Below are 14,474 nucleotides of genomic sequence, written 5' to 3' on the forward strand. Positions count from 1 at the left end.
AACTGCGACGGCTGCAATAGTTGGAACGGGGCGTGAGCAGGCGAAGAATTTCGCCGCCAACGACCTCTCCCTGTTGCGCCTGCAGCATTCGCTCGGCACCCGCTTCAAGGTCGCTTTGGCCAGGTGGACGCAAGGCGGGTGCCAGTGATTGTCAGGCGGAAGCTAAAAAGCATGATCCGGAAAAGTGAGAACCGGTTTTCGGAAGGATCATGCTCCCTAATACGCGTCGACCGATTGCCGCTGCGCCTCCATCTCCACCATCTGGATGCCCATTTCGACAAAGGCGGAAAGCACGGCGAAGCGATCTGCGGTCGAGATGCGCGCCAGCCCCGCCAGGATACCGGCATTGACGGCGTGGGCGGCGGGGAATCCGGTCGACAGCATATCGAAGGCCGGGTCACGCCACGCCGCCGACAAGGCGATCCAGGCAGCAGGCGTTGCCGGCGACGGATCGACAGCGCTGCCCAGCGCCGCCCGATGGCGAGGATTGCCGGGCTCGCCCACCCAATCGCTGACGAGCGCCAGCAATTCGAGATCCCTTTCGGCAAGGAGCTCGGCGAGATGGCTCAGGCATTCATGCCCCCACCAGACCGCGGCGCGCTCGGGCAGGAGGTATGCACAGAAGGTGACGGCTTCCTCCGGGACGCGCCCGGCGAGCAGCGCGCGGCAGAATTCCAGCGGTGGTTGGGCGACGGCCGGCGACTTCATGTCCCGGGCGATCGCGGGACAGGCAAGAAACAGATCCCTTGCCGTTCTGTATCCGAGTTCATTGGCCATCGCTGCCATACCCCGAGCATCGGCACAAATAGCACTGAAACCCGCGGCCAAGCGCCGGTCAAGCGTCAACCTTATCAGGCGGCGGCCATCGGCAACGTGCGCTTGTTCACAGACAATCGCTTTAGGATTTGATATAGTCCGCGCCAGCGAAGAACCGCTCAAACAGGGCTCAAACAGGAGTGACGGTCATGCGGTGGGGCAGCTCAGCCTTGGCATTGGCGATCGTGCTTTTTTCAACGCACGTTTACGCCGATCCGCTTCAGAAATCGGAAGACATCGTAAAATTCTTCGCCGGCCAGGGAAATCTTGGCGCGTCACGCGGCATCTGTGTCGGCACCGAGGAAGAATGCAAGAGCAAGGCCGAGAAGAGCGAGGCGCCGCCCCAGAAGGCCGGCCTCGACATGATGATCAACTTCGCGCTGGATTCGGCCCAGCTCGACCAGACCGCCCGCGCGGAGCTGGACGAGTTCGCCAAGGCGCTGAAGGACAACCGGTTGAGCACGTTCAGCTTCGTCGTCGAAGGCCACACCGACGCGACCGGCACGGATCGCTACAACCAGGACCTGTCGCAGCGGAGAGCGCAATCGGTGGCGGCCTTCCTCGAGGCGAACGGCGTTGAATCGGCGCGGCTCGAAGCGATCGGCCTCGGCAAGTCGCATCCGCGCGTCGCCAATCCGTACGATCCGGTCAACCGTCGCGTGGAAATGCGCATCAGGACGGAATAGGTCGCCAGCGGGTCTGAAAACCAGCCGGCCTGCCGAGAACACGACGTTTGCTGAACCGCGGTTCTAGCCGGGCTCCAGCGTGCCCAGGATCGAAGCTATCAGCGCAGTGATTGCCTGCTTGTACTTTTCGAACTCGGGCGACGTCTGCCGCACCTCGGTGGTCGTCGTCGGCTGCCCCTGGTCGGTCACAACGCTCGGCACTTTCTGTCCCATCTTCCGCTCGGCCCAGTCCACGACGTAGCTCGCGGTCTTGCCAGTGAGGAACGGGTTGGCCTGGATGACGGCCGATCCAAGCACGGCGCTCAATTGCGTCGAGCCGGGCGCCGCCAGAACCTGGGCCGCGCCTTCCATTCCGAGGAAATGGCAAAGATAGAGGCGACCGGCGGTGATCTGGTGGCCGCGCGCGCGCAGATAGGCCTCGCCCTCGCGCGCCAGGTTGCGCACCATTTCGCGCGACAGTGTCGCGTCGTAGCGAAGCGCGAGCAGGTCGGCGGTCGACAGCGAGCGGGCAAGGTCGGGCCGATAGGTGTTCATCATCCGGATCCAGGTTTTGGAGATGAACTGGCCGGCGCCGGTCGCCGAGGAAAGCGGGTTCTTGGCGCGGGCGCTACCGCCACTTTCGACATGCACGATCCGGTCGGTGAGCGTTTCGACGGCAGTATCGCCGGAACCGCCGGAGCTGACGGCAACGGCGGTAGCCACCGTGGTGACCGTCCCCAGCGGGTCGATAGCCTCGCCGTTCTGGTAGAGCTCGAAATGCAGATGCGGCCCGGTCGAAAGCCCGGTGGTGCCGATATAGCCGATGATGTCGCCGGCCTTCACCCTGGTGCCGACGCCGCTTGCAATGGCGAATTTCTGCATATGCGCATAGCGCGTCTCGCGGCCGTTGGCATGCGAGATCTTCACCAGATTGCCATAGCTGCCGCCATCGCCTTGGAACGAGATCTCGCCGTCGAAGGCGGCCATGACCGGCGTGCCGACCGGTGCCGCCCAGTCGACGCCCTTGTGGATCCGAACCGTTCCGAGAATCGGGTGCATGCGCGGGCCGAAGGTCGAGGTCATCACTCCGGCCACCGGCGTGACCATGCCGTTGGTGACGGCCAGCGAGCGGACCTGATCATCGCCGGTCACGCAGGCATATTGGCCGTCGCTCTGCTGGAAGACGAAACAGTCCAGACTCCTGTCTGTACCCTGGACGCCGACGTAAAGCACCCTTCCGGAAATCTGGCCCTGTCCGCGTGGCGTCTGCGAATAGATCAGCACCAGGCGCTGATCCTCGCTTGCGAAGGCGTCGAGGTCCTGCCCGCGGGACAGGTACATGATCGCCTCGCCGATGACGTTGGTCGGCACCTTGTTGCGCGCCGCGGTCGAATATATCGCGTCGAGCAGGCGGTACTGCCGCTTGGGGCCCCCTTGGTCCGAGGCGCCGGAATAGTTGAACAGGTCCTCGCGGACCCAGGGGTCGACGCCCGACACGAAGGCGCCGGCCGCATTGCGCGTCAGCGTGCCGACATAGACATTCTTGGCGTAGACGGAGACCTGCATCAGCGACATGGTCGTCGTCTCGCGGTTCGGCCGGAACCCGCGCATGGCCACCACAAAGCCGGCTTCCAGCCCGTCGCGGTTGAACAGCGCCTTCAGCGCCTCGCCGGCAAGCTTGGCGTCGTCGGCGGAGAAATGCGCGTCGAGCGCCACGCTGTCCAGGCTGCGGTCGTTGAGGATCTTCACAAACGTGTCCTCGGTCGCCTCGAAGCGCTGATATTCGCTGGTGACGGTCGCGACGGTCGTGTTGTTCTCGATCGCGGTTTTCTTGAAAGCCGGGAGTGCTGCTTGCCCCTGGTCGATGGTCTCGCCCCAGCCGGCCTCGGGGTCGTCGGCATCGGCCTTGGGCGCCGAACCGGCGTTGCTGTCGTCCGGCGCGGCCTGGAGATCATTCTGCAGATCGCCTTGCGGATCGCCCTGTTGATCGCCCGGTGCTGCGGCCGGAGCGGGCGGGGCCGGTTGCGCATCGACCGGCGCTGTCGCAGAAGGCTTCGGCGCGGCCTGCCGCTGCGCCTGGAAGAAGGCGAAATCCTCCTGCGTCGACGGGATCGTCGTCATGAACTTTTCGCTGGCGCTCAGCATCACATCGGAGAGGATCTCGATCTGCGGCGAAGCCCCGGAACTGTCTAGCTCGGCCGGGCGCGCGACGGTCTTGCCCTTCGTGGCGGTGTCGGCGTCGGGCGCGAGCGTGATCCACATCGGATCGCCGGCAAGGTCGATGATCGCCGGCACATAGACTGACGCGTCGGGCGGCACGTCTTCCATGCCTTCGACGGGATGCAACTCCTCGTTCTCATCGCCGAACGACCAATAGTCCCTGGTCAGATAGAAGCCGGTGGCCGAAGCGACGACGGCGAGGGTGGCCAGGCCGGCAAGAGCCCGGCGCCAAAGCTTGCGCCGCCCCTCGGCCTGGCGCGCCAGCTTCTTCTGTTTGAAGCTCGTGTCGATCGTGTGCGTCACGGGCTGTTTCCGGTCAGGAAATAGGTCCAGCGCACCTGCTCGAGCGTGTCGACCTCGACGAAGCGCGCCGCGATATGGCCGCGCTGCCAGCACTCCTCGATGCCGCGGATCGAGAAGCGCCGCCGGTCGATGCACATCTCGGTCGATCCGTTCAGGATCGCGTGGCCGAAGACGTCCGTGGCGTAGAGATAGATGTAGCGGTTGGTCAGCTCCTCGCGGATTACGTTGACGCACTGGTTGGCACCGATCGTCCACCAGCCGTCCGTCTGGTCGGCATTGTCGACCTTCTGTCCGACGGCGAGATTGACGACATCGAGCGTCTGATTGCAGACGGTGAATTCGGCATGCGCCTTGCCAGGCGAAAGCATCGCAAGCAGCGCCGCGCCGAGCAGCGTGGTAAGCGTCATGCGACCCGGCAACGGCAATCGGAGCCGGCTAGGCAGCTTGCGTGGCGGGGGCTGGTGCAAAGAACGCAAGGTGCGAAGGTCCATCGGCGTTCATGCTATCCGCCAAGCCGGAAATAAGTGGCCGCGGCGGAGAACTGCGAGCCGTCGGCCTCGATCTCCTTCAGAATCCTGGGCAACAGCTCCGAGGCCGGCGTCGGCCTGGAGAACATGGCGGCCTGGATGTCCTTGGGCCCGGTGATCACCAGCATGATCTGCGGCACCGCCTTGCCGGCCGCCTTGTCGGCGGCGGCGAGGCCGATCGGGATGTTGAAGGTCACCTTGTCGGTTTGCGCCACCATGCGGTCGTCCAGGTTGAAGGCGACGCCCTTGTGGTCGATCAGCATGATGTTCGAGACGAGCCCCCCGCCTGTATAGAGCGCGCCGCTGACCGGCGCGCCATCGGGGATCGATGTCTTGTCGAGCACAAGCTGCGGCTTCGCGGCCGAACTCCGGTCAAGAAAGCGAAGGAAAGTAGGCACGCCGCATTGGGAGAGCGTGATGAGGCGCACGCTGATGTCCGGCTCGGCATGGAATGTCGTCTGGAAATCGTTGAGCAATTGTTCGAAGGGCTGGACCGCCGTTCCGTAGCCCTCGATCATGGGAGCGGCGCCGGGTCCCGATGTCACATTCGCGTAGAAGCAATTGCCGCCGCTGAAATCGCGCACCCAGGAGCGCTGCTCGTTCCACTTGGTCATGTCATCTTCCGCCGAGGGAAGCGACGGCTTCGGCACATTGATGGCGACATCGGTGCCGGGCTGCTTGGCTGTCGGCGTCTGCGGTTGCTGCGCCGGCTGGGTCGGCGCGGTCGGCGTTGACGGCTGACTGGCTGTCGGGATCGACGCCTTCGGCGCGGATGGCGAGGGGGTCGGCTGCGCCGATGCCTGGCTTTGCGAAGCGGGGGGCGGGGATGCGTTCGGCTTGGGCAACTTGGAAAGCTTGTCCACGAGGTCCTTCACGCTGAGCTTGGCCGCCGGCTTATTTGCTTCGGGCGCGTTTTTGGCGGTCTGCGTCGGTTCCGAGGTCTTGACCGCAGTCTCGCTAGCAGGCTGCGCCGGCTTCTGGTTTTCGGCGGCCGTAGGTGCGGGCGCAGGCGCGGGCGTCGGTGACTGTTGCGCCGGCGGTTGCACGGGCTTGGTCTCGACCGGGGAGACAGGCGGCTGGTTGCCGACTTCGCTCTCCGACTGGGTGGCGGGCCGGGTCGTCTCCACGGCAGGTGCCTTGGCCTCGGGTTGAACAGGTGTCTCCGCCGTCTCGGTGGTGGCTGCGCTCTCAGGTTTAGGTGCTTCGGACTGGGTCGCGGCCGGCGCCAGCGGCCGAGATTTCGGCGCCTCCGGTTGCGGGGTTTCCACAGCCGGTTTGGCTGCTTCGACTACCGGCTTCGGTGTCAGCGGCTTGGATGTTTCGGCTACCGGCGCGGGAGCCAGCACGCCGCTGAAATAGACGCCGGCTGCCGCCAGGATGCTAATAGCCGCGACGCCTCCCGCGATGGCAGGCACCCGCGAAGGCCTTTTGGGCGCAGCCGGTGCGGGGGCGCTGGCCGGGGTGGCGGCCGGCGAGGGCCGAGCCTCCGATAGGTAGGCAGGGCGCACATGCTCGACGAAGCGCGGCTCACCGGGAGGAACCGGCGGCTGGGGCTTGGAGTCCGGCGCCGCCGTCCAAGCGGCGCGCGGCAGGCCGGGGCGTTCACGTGCACCGAACGACATCGGCGGTGGCAATGTCGCCTCGAGATCCTCGCCGCGCGTTGCCCTGGCGATCTCGGCCATGCTCGCCGGCCGGTGGCGCGGATCCGGTTGCAGCATGGCTTCGATCAGCTCGCGGAAGTCGGGATCGATATCCGAAAGGTCCGGCACGGTCCGGCGCTTTTCGATGACTTCGTATTGCGAGCCGCTCATGTCGAGCGGCTTTCCCCGCAGCGCCGCGGCCAGCACCAGGCCGAGGCTGTAGATGTCCGATTGCTCGCTGACTTCGCCGCCATAGAGACCGAGCTGCTCCGGCGAGACGTAATTGTATTTGCCGGCGAATTTGCCCCCGATCAGCGTCTCGCCGCCGACGGTGGCCGACCGGGCGATGCCGAAATCGATGATCTTGGCCCGCTCGACCCGACCGCCGGGCAGGATGATATTGTCGGGCGAGAGGTCGCGGTGCACGGCGCCCGCCTGGTGCACGGCGCTCAAGCCCGAGGCCAGGCGATGGCAAAGCCGGCGCACATCGTCGCTTGGCATCGGCCCGCGCCGCATCATGTCGAACAGCGATTGGCCGTCCACGAACTCCATCGCGAGATAGGGGCGGCCGATTCCCGGGTCGATGGTGAAGACGTGGTAGCGCACCACCGCGTCATGCGACAGATGGTTGAGGATCGATGCTTCCTTGCGGAACAGCGACAGGATCGTCTGGTCGCGGGCGAATTCCGGCAGCACGATCTTGATCGCCACGTGGTCCCCGGTCTGGATGTTGTGGCCGCGATAGACTTCGCCCATGCCGCCGGACGCAATCCTCTCGTCGAGCTCGTAAATGCCGCTGAGCTGCGTGCCGACGCCCGCATAGGTGACGTTGGCCGAGATCCGGGTCTTGTCGTCGTCGCTCATCTGGCCAGGCCCTCCACTGCGGACCGATCCGGATGGGGCGCGCCGTTGCGCTCGCCGCCGATCTTCACGAGCACGATGGTCACATTGTCGGTACCGCCGCGCGCCAGCACCGTGTCCAGGAGGGTCTGGCATGCCGCCCGCGGCGTGGCGGACCTGACCGCGGCCTCGATCTCGGCGTCGCTGACATGCGCGGTCAGCCCGTCGGTGCCCAGGACGAAAACGTCGCCCGGCATCAATTCGCCCTGCTGGAAATCGATTTCGAGCTCGTCACTAACGCCGACCGCGTGCGTGATCACATTGCGGCGCGGCCAGGTGCGCGCCTCCTCGGCACTGATCATGCCGCGGTCGAGCAGTTCCTGCACCTCGGTGTGATCCTTCGAGACCTGGAAGATCGAGCCGTTGCGCACGAGGTAGATACGGCTGTCGCCGGCCCACAGGCAGGCGAAGCGTCCATCCATGGCAAGCAGGGCTGCGAAGGTGGAGCCGATCGTGATGCCGCGAGAGCGCGATATGTCGCGGATCTCGGCATTGGCGCGGCTGAGCCGATCCTCGAAGCGGGCGCGAAGGTCCGGCGCGGAACTCGCGATACCGATCGTCGCCAGATGGTCGACGATGCTGGCCGAGGCGACTTCGCCGGCCTCATGGCCGCCCATGCCGTCGGCCACCACCCACAGCCCGGTCTGCGGCTCGATGAGGTAATTGTCCTCGTTGTGGTCGCGCACGCAGCCCTGGTGGCTGACGCCGAAGCTGTCGATGGGGAGGGCGACAGTGCTCAATTTGCCACCAAGCGCTCAGCGAGCGTCCTCTGTGACCAGCCATGGGCCGCGTGCCCACGCCACTCTGCCATAAGCGTGTACATTAGAGTATCGAAATGAAGGCGCGATCCGGCCATCTCAGAACGCCTTCGGACAGCTGAAGCCTGACAAGGCTGGCAGGATCAGGGGGTTGGCCCCTGAGCCGGCCTGGATCGTGTAGGCGACATCGCGTCCGCCGATCACGAAGCGCGCCTCGGTGTTGGCGCCGTCGCCGGTGATGGTCGCCTTGTCGAAAAGCCGCTTCAACGCCCACGGCCCCTCGAATTTGAGCGCGGACTCGCGTCCGGGCATTTCCGGCACCAGGCTGAGGCTCGCCGATCCGGACGCGGCGCCGCTCGGCCATGTCACGATGCTCGGCGCGTTGCCGGCCTGCGCGCTCTGCACCGTCTGACCGTCAACGTTGAGCACTGCGCTGTCGGCTTCGCTGTTCAGCGAGGTGGGCGTGAAGGTGATCGACACCAACGGTGTCGATCCGCCCGACGGGAAGTAGGCAGCCCGTATTTCCGCCGCCGCCTGGAACGCCTTCAAGGTCGATTTCGCAAGGTCCTTGCTGGAGCGCGCATTCTGCTTCCAGGTCCATTCCTGCCCGGTCATGTCGATTAGCGGCGCGAGGTTCTGCGCGAAGAAACGGTCCATCAGCCCGCCCGGCGCGAACAGCTTGGCGAAATCCGCCATCGATATGTCTTCGCTGCTGTCGCGGGCGAAGGGGTAGCGGCCATTGACCGCCTCCTCGCAGGCGCGTGTCACCGTCTGGTCGAGCGCCTGGTTTAGGTTTGCGACGGAGGTCTCGGCGACATTGCCTTCGAGCTCGTCCGCCGCTGCATTGACCATGCGCGCCAGCGGCTTGGGCAGGCGCGAGACATTGGCGCGCAAGGTCGAGATCTGCAGCTGCAGATTGGCGTTGACGCGTTCGGTCTGCGTGGGGACATCGGCCGCGAGCTTCAGGCTCTGAAAAATGTCATGGAAATTCTGCGTCAGCGCATCGAGCGGCCGGCGTCCGGCGGCGCCGCTGACCAAAGCATGGAACGAGCGGAACTGCGCCTCGACGCTCGCGCCGGCGTTCTGCGCAACGGCCGAGCTTGCGCCGGCGCGGCTCTGCGACTTGCCGCCGGCGATCTGCAGGCCGATGCGTGCGAGGCCTTTGGCCATGCTCGCGAGGTTCTGCTCAGCCGTCCCGGTATCGCCTTCGGCGGCGGCAGGGTCTTCGGTCAACGCGGTCTCATTCGCGATCGCCGTGAACAGCTGATCGAGAGGCGAGTCCGGCGCGGCGAGGGCGGAAAGCGCGAGATATTGCGGCTTGTCCTTCAGCATCGCTTTGAGCTTCAGCTGGTCGAGCACGCCGTTCCAGGCGGCAGCGAATTCCTTGCCGTAGCGGTCGATGAGCTCGGGACCGAGCTTGGGCAGATCCTGGTCGATGCCGCCCTGTTCGCCGCCGCCGCCAAGCACCCATTGGTCGTTGACGAGCATCTGCGCGATGCGCGAGAGCTGCGGGAGGAAGAAACGGTTGAAACCGGCACGCGTGTAAAGGCCGGGAATGTGCAAGTCTGCAAGCTGGCTGCCATCGGTACGCTCGAGCAACAGCTGTGCTTCCGGGCCGGCTTTCGCGGCGACGGAGAAATCCTGCAGCCTCGCCGCGTAGACCGCCGACTTGATCTGCGCCGAGGCGCGGTCGGCGAGGCTCATGCGGCCGAGCGAGCGCTGCGCGGCCTCGACCAGCGGCTGGTTGAGCGCGAAGGTTGGATCGTAGGCGTCGTCGAGCGCAAGCATGGCGCGCAGATGCTTTTCGAGCTGCTCGCGGCCTTCGCGGTTGTTCTCGCCGGGGTAGCGGTTCTCCTCCCAGTCCTGCTTCATCCACGAGACGATCAGCTCGTCGTCGACCTTTGGCGCCTTGCCGCCCAGCATCAGGTAGATCTTGAGCGGCTCGTAGAGCGCGCTCGGATCGGCCATCCGGGCCTGGATCGTCCGCTCGGCCTGCACCAGCAGCCGCGAACGGAAGGTTCGCTCCAGAGCCTGCCGGTACGCGCTCTTCGAGGCCGACAGCAGCCTCTCGCGCTGGCTGAGTCCGAACGTCTCCTCGATCGGCTTGCCCTGATCGCCGTTTTCGAAGCCGGCCGGCAGGTTGCGCAGCTGATCGAGCGGACCGATAACGTTCTCGAGGTCGACATCGGTCACCGTCGTGCTCTTTAAGAGGCTCTCGGCGCTGTCACGATAATGAGCCATGGCTTGCCTTGTGGCGGCGATCAGCTCTCTGTTGACGAAGAAGCTGAGACCCAGCGCGCCGAGCGTGGCCAAGGCCGCCAGCGCGATCGCGGCCAGGCCGCCGAACCTTGCGAGCCGGATGCGCCGCTCGGCCGCTCGGTCGAATGACACCCAGCCCGATTCCGGGAAGATCACATCGGTCAGCAGGTCGTGCAGGAAGAAGCTCTTGCCGGCGCCGGAAAGGTGCGCCTGCGAAGCGGTGCCGAAGCTGCGGCCGATCGCGCCCAGTACCTGATCGAAGGGCGTCCCTTCCTGGGTGCCCGACGAGAAATAAAGCCCGCGCAGGCTAATATTGACCTGTGACCGGGAAGTGTCGAACAGGCTGCCGACGAACTGCATTATCCGGCTCTTCAGCGCGCCGAACTGCGCCGGAAAGCCGAACAGCGCGATCCGTGCCACAGGGTCGGTCTCTTCCTGCAGGCGGTCGGCGACCTCTTCGGCGAGCCGCTTGGCCAGCTCGTCGAATTCCGCAGGCGTCTCGCCGGCCATGTTCCTGGTGCGGTCGGCGGTCTGGAATGTCGCGCCCCACACCTTGCGCCGGCGCGTCTCGTCAATATCGCCGAAATAATCCATGAAGCCGGCGACGAGATCGGCTTTGGTGAAGAGCAGATAGACCGGGAACTGGATCTTTAGCGTCTCGTGCAATTCGCGCAGGCGGCTCCTGATCTCGGTGACATGCGCGTCGAGCTGCCTGTCGTCGAATCCGACGAGATCAGAGAGGCTGATGGCGAGGATGACGCCGTTGATCGGCTGCCTTGTGCGGTGTTTCTTCAGCAATCCCAGGAAGGCGAGCCAGCTTGCCTTGTCGTGCTCGCGGTCCGATTCCTGCGTCGTATAGCGGCCTGCCGTATCGATCAGTACCGCCTCGTCGGTGAACCACCAGTCGCAGGACCGCGTGCCGCCGACGCCGGCCACCGGCTGCGCGCTGCCGGAGCCGGCGAGCGGGAACTTCAGCCCGGACTTGACCAGTGCCGTCGTCTTGCCGGCGCCAGGCGGGCCGATGATGACATACCAGGGAATATCGTAGAGGAAATTGCGCTTGCCGCTCGTCCGCTTCAGCGTCGCGATGGCTTCGCTCATGCGCGTTTCGAGCACTTGGGAATCGTCGTTGTGTTCATCGCTGCGCACGATGGCCGCTTCGAGCGCCTTTTGCGCTCCGCGCCGCCGCCGGAACCGGATCCCGTAGAACAGGGCAAGCACCGCGACGGTGAAGCCGATGATCGTGGCTCTGAGCCACACAGGCCCGAGCGGGCGTGTATCGGCGAACCGGATCAGCGGGCCGGCATACCAGACTGCCGCCGAGAAGCCGGCGAGCGCAGCCAGGCTGAAGATCCGCAGCATCCAGCGCATCAGCCGCCGTTCTCCGCCGCGCCGGCCTGCAAGCTCTCCCGTTTCGGGATCATCACGTCGACGCGCCGGTTCTTGGCGCGGCCGTCCGCCGTGCCATTGTCGGCGATCGGTTCGTCCTCACCCTTGCCGTCCGCATTGAGCCGCGACGGATCCTTCATTTGCGTGGCGATCGTCGCCTGGACGGCCTTGGCGCGAGCGACGGAGAGGTCGAAATTCGATTTGAACAGGCTCGATTTCTTCGGCTTCATATTGTCGGTGTGGCCGACGATCCGGATCGGCCCGGGTTCGGCGTCGAGCGCCGTGGCGATGTCGGCCGCAATCGACTGGAACTGCGGCTTCAGCTCCGCCTGGCCCGATGCAAACAAAAGCTGGTTGTTGATCTCGACGACGATGAACGCGCCCTTTTCGCCGACGTTCACTTCGCCGCCGGCAATCTCCTTTGCAAGTGCCAAACGGATCCGGTCGATCTGGGCGGTGTCCGGAACCGCTGGCGGCGGCGGACTGGCTTGCGCCGGCTCAGTGGGCGCCGCCACGCTGGCGCGCTCGATGGTGACGGGCGTCGAGGGATTGAGCGCCAGCAACTCGGCGGCGGTCGCATCGCCTTCGTCGGTGATCAGCACCCGCAGCCCGAAGAAGGCCGCACTCACCAGCGTCGCCGCGGCAGCCGCTACCGCCCAGAGCGGCAGCCGCGCCCTTGGCTTCGGCAACGCCGCCGCCATGCCTTGCCAGTGGGGCGAGATGTCGCCGGCGCGCGGCTTGAAATAGCGCAGCGTGTCATAGACGTCGCGCCGGACGCGTTCGAGCGTGTCTCGTTCCTTGGCCAGCCCGCGATACTGGCCCTCGAAGCCCAGGGACAGGCAGGCATGCATCACCTCGAGCAGGTCGTAATGCGCTTCCGGCCTCGCGAGGACGTTGTTCAGCGCTCCGTAGAAGCCGGCGCCCGTTGGCTCGGTGTGGAAGAACTGCGTCACCAGGCTGTGCTGAAGCCAACTGTCCTTGATCGGCCAGGGCAGATTGCCGATGAGATCGTCGGCGGTTTCGCAAAGCGCGAATTTGGCGATCCGCGCGTCTTCCTCGGCAACGCCTGCCTTCGCGATCGCAAGGTCGAAGGTCTCGATCGCGTCGGCTATGCGCCCCGCCAACGACGCCGCTTGTCGTTCAACCGGCATCAGTCGCATTTGGCCGAAGAGCATCAACAGCGGCGCCGCCGCGGCAAGTATCGGATTGGCCGCGGCGTATTTCACCCCGGAGGCGGCATCGAGCAGGGCGTCCTGCTGCACCCCCGGCACCGAATTCGCGGCCGCCGCCGGGGTTGGTCCTTGAAACAGCACGGTTCCCGACGACCAGCCGGTGGGCACCTGTCGGCCGCCGCCGGGATCGAACACCGTCGCTTCGCGGGAAGGTGATGGAGCGGGCCGTGCGCCTTCCGAACCGGGCCTCCCGGGCGCCGCGAGCGGCCTTTGCTTCGGCCGCGGCGCGCGGATGACGGTCTTGTCCGCCGGCCCGGAGGGATCGTCCTTCGAGCTCATCGGCGGCGCCCCGCCGTCTCGGTGCGACGACCATGCTTCTGCCCGGGGGAACGCGTTTCGGGCTCACCCTCGGCGGCGGGCCGAATAAAAAGGCTCATCTCGCCGAAACATGACATTGCTGCACACGCCCCAAGCCTCGCCGCCTGCCCGCCGGGCTGGCGTCCTTGTGCATTCTAGTCGCCCGGATACCCAATTGAAACGGGCCGCCGATTGAAATCGGGAAGCAACATGCTGGAAGAGGCGGCTTCTTCTATGAGGCCGGTCACATACGGCCGGTGCGGTCCGTGCGTGTGCGTTTATTTCTGCTTGTCGGCCTTGGCGTAGGCTTCGGCGAAATAGGCGAGGAAGACATCCAGCATGCCGTTCTCATGCTTGTCTTCCATCGTCCGCCATGTCGCGACCAGCGCATCCCAGGCCTGGCTTTTCCTGGACGAGAAGGACGCCGGCGGGATCTTCTTGGCGATCGCCTCCGGCGACAGGTCGTCGAGCAGCCTGGACAGCGCGGTCTGCATGGCGGCATAGGTGGCGATTTCGTGGGCCTTCAGGTCGCGGAACGCGTCCTCGATGCTGCGCCTGGCATCGAGATAGCCGGCCCTGCGCCTGGCGAACATGATCTCCAATATGTCGTCGGCGCCCGGCACGAATTTCAGCGGGTTGTTGTCCTCGGCGCCGATCATCGTGCGGTTCGCGCTCTTGGCGAGCACCTTTGCCGCCGCGCGCGCCTTGAGCAGCAGCGAGAGTTGCTCCACCGTTGTCCTCAGCACTACGCCGATCTCGGCCGCGACGTCATGCGGATCGCGCGACTGCAGCAAGTCCGGCGCGATGCCCGCCGCCCTCGCGATCTCCCGCAGCATTGCGTCCGCTTCCGCGGGCCGACTGGCCGGGGCTGGCGGCCCCGGCTGTTGCAATGCCGAGGATGTCGAGACGGGCGCCGCCCCGGCCGGGCGCTGCTCCGCCGGATTGAACAACGGTTCATGGCCGGGATCCAGCGGCCGGCCGGTCGAGGGCGGCAGCTCGCGCTGCGTCGACCCGGTCCTGGTCTGCGGATGTCCGGTCGCGGCTCTCTCGTCTTCGATCGAAACGCCGACGACATAACGGCCGATCAGCAGACGGTCGCCGTGGGCCAGCCGATGCGGTCCGCTCATGCGCTGGCTCGAACCGTTGATGAAAGTGCCGTTGCGCGAGACATCGTAGAGCCAGAATGAGCCCGCCTGGTAGCGGATCTCGCAATGCCGGCCCGAGATGAATTTGTCCGGATCGGACAATGTCCAGTCGCAATTCTCGCGGCCGATCTCGAAGCTGCGGTCGCGGGCGGTAAAGCTGGCGGCGGTGCCGGCCGGCAGCCTGTCGACATTGCTGATCTGGAGAGAGATGAACATCCGGAAGCGTCGCCGAACTTGGTCAACAAATGCTTATCTTGCGCGCAATTCCGGACGGAAAACCGTTGAGCGCCCTTCCGGAATTGCTCTGCTATTCTAGCAGCTTG

The 14,474-nt window shown here is 65.6% G+C and carries 9 protein-coding genes; 1 reads left to right on the forward strand and 8 read right to left on the reverse strand.

Features of this window, described 5'->3' with window-relative positions:
- Positions 1 to 216: 216 nt before the first annotated feature.
- Complete coding sequence (locus tag P9272_RS00900) at positions 217 to 939, reverse strand: hypothetical protein (RefSeq protein WP_278158120.1); 723 nt, start codon at positions 937 to 939, stop codon at positions 217 to 219.
- Between the two features lie 26 nt (positions 940 to 965).
- Between P9272_RS00900 and P9272_RS00905 the strand changes: the two genes are divergently transcribed.
- Positions 966 to 1,502: an OmpA family protein gene (locus P9272_RS00905; RefSeq protein ID WP_278158121.1), complete on the forward strand. Its 537-nt coding sequence runs from the start codon at positions 966 to 968 to the stop codon at positions 1,500 to 1,502.
- Between the two features lie 63 nt (positions 1,503 to 1,565).
- Here P9272_RS00905 and P9272_RS00910 read toward each other — a convergent pair whose 3' ends face one another.
- The 7 genes from P9272_RS00910 to tagH all read right to left on the reverse strand — a co-directional run bounded on the left by P9272_RS00910 (position 1,566) and on the right by tagH (position 14,367).
- Complete coding sequence (locus tag P9272_RS00910; protein ID WP_278158123.1) at positions 1,566 to 4,004, reverse strand: M23 family metallopeptidase; 2,439 nt, start codon at positions 4,002 to 4,004, stop codon at positions 1,566 to 1,568.
- The gene (locus P9272_RS00915) at positions 4,001 to 4,411 is read right to left on the reverse strand and encodes a DUF1036 domain-containing protein (protein ID WP_278158125.1); all 411 of its coding nucleotides are present in this window, start codon (positions 4,409 to 4,411) and stop codon (positions 4,001 to 4,003) included. Before P9272_RS00915 ends, P9272_RS00910 begins: the two co-directional genes overlap by 4 nt.
- Before the next feature lie 95 nt (positions 4,412 to 4,506).
- Entirely contained in the window at positions 4,507 to 7,035 is a 2,529-nt protein-coding gene (locus P9272_RS00920) for a serine/threonine protein kinase (RefSeq protein ID WP_278158127.1), read from the reverse strand.
- A complete protein-coding gene (locus P9272_RS00925) occupies positions 7,032 to 7,811 on the reverse strand; it encodes a PP2C family serine/threonine-protein phosphatase (RefSeq protein WP_128259678.1) in 780 nt (259 codons plus the stop codon). Before P9272_RS00925 ends, P9272_RS00920 begins: the two co-directional genes overlap by 4 nt.
- 117 nt (positions 7,812 to 7,928) lie before the next feature.
- Positions 7,929 to 11,459, reverse strand: a complete 3,531-nt coding sequence (gene tssM, locus P9272_RS00930) for a type VI secretion system membrane subunit TssM (protein WP_278158130.1) — start codon at positions 11,457 to 11,459, stop codon at positions 7,929 to 7,931.
- A complete protein-coding gene (gene tssL / locus P9272_RS00935; protein ID WP_278158132.1) occupies positions 11,459 to 12,988 on the reverse strand; it encodes a type VI secretion system protein TssL, long form in 1,530 nt (509 codons plus the stop codon). Before tssL ends, tssM begins: the two co-directional genes overlap by 1 nt.
- Before the next feature lie 296 nt (positions 12,989 to 13,284).
- On the reverse strand, positions 13,285 to 14,367 hold the full coding sequence (gene tagH / locus P9272_RS00940; protein WP_278158134.1) for a type VI secretion system-associated FHA domain protein TagH: 1,083 nt from the start codon (positions 14,365 to 14,367) through the stop codon (positions 13,285 to 13,287).
- Positions 14,368 to 14,474: the final 107 nt, after the last annotated feature.

The organism is Mesorhizobium sp. WSM4976 (assembly GCF_029625685.1).
Lineage (GTDB): Bacteria > Pseudomonadota > Alphaproteobacteria > Rhizobiales > Rhizobiaceae > Mesorhizobium.

Bases quoted from the DNA above. Each gene is read 5' to 3' on its own strand.
- tssL (WP_278158132.1), bottom strand. From the start codon at position 12,988: ATGAGCTCGAAGGACGATCCCTCCGGGCCGGCGGACAAGACCGTCATC.
- P9272_RS00915 (WP_278158125.1), bottom strand. From the start codon at position 4,411: ATGACGCTTACCACGCTGCTCGGCGCGGCGCTGCTTGCGATGCTTTCG.
- P9272_RS00920 (WP_278158127.1), bottom strand. From the start codon at position 7,035: ATGAGCGACGACGACAAGACCCGGATCTCGGCCAACGTCACCTATGCG.
- tagH (WP_278158134.1), bottom strand. From the start codon at position 14,367: ATGTTCATCTCTCTCCAGATCAGCAATGTCGACAGGCTGCCGGCCGGC.
- tssM (WP_278158130.1), bottom strand. From the start codon at position 11,459: ATGCGCTGGATGCTGCGGATCTTCAGCCTGGCTGCGCTCGCCGGCTTC.
- P9272_RS00905 (WP_278158121.1), top strand. From the start codon at position 966: ATGCGGTGGGGCAGCTCAGCCTTGGCATTGGCGATCGTGCTTTTTTCA.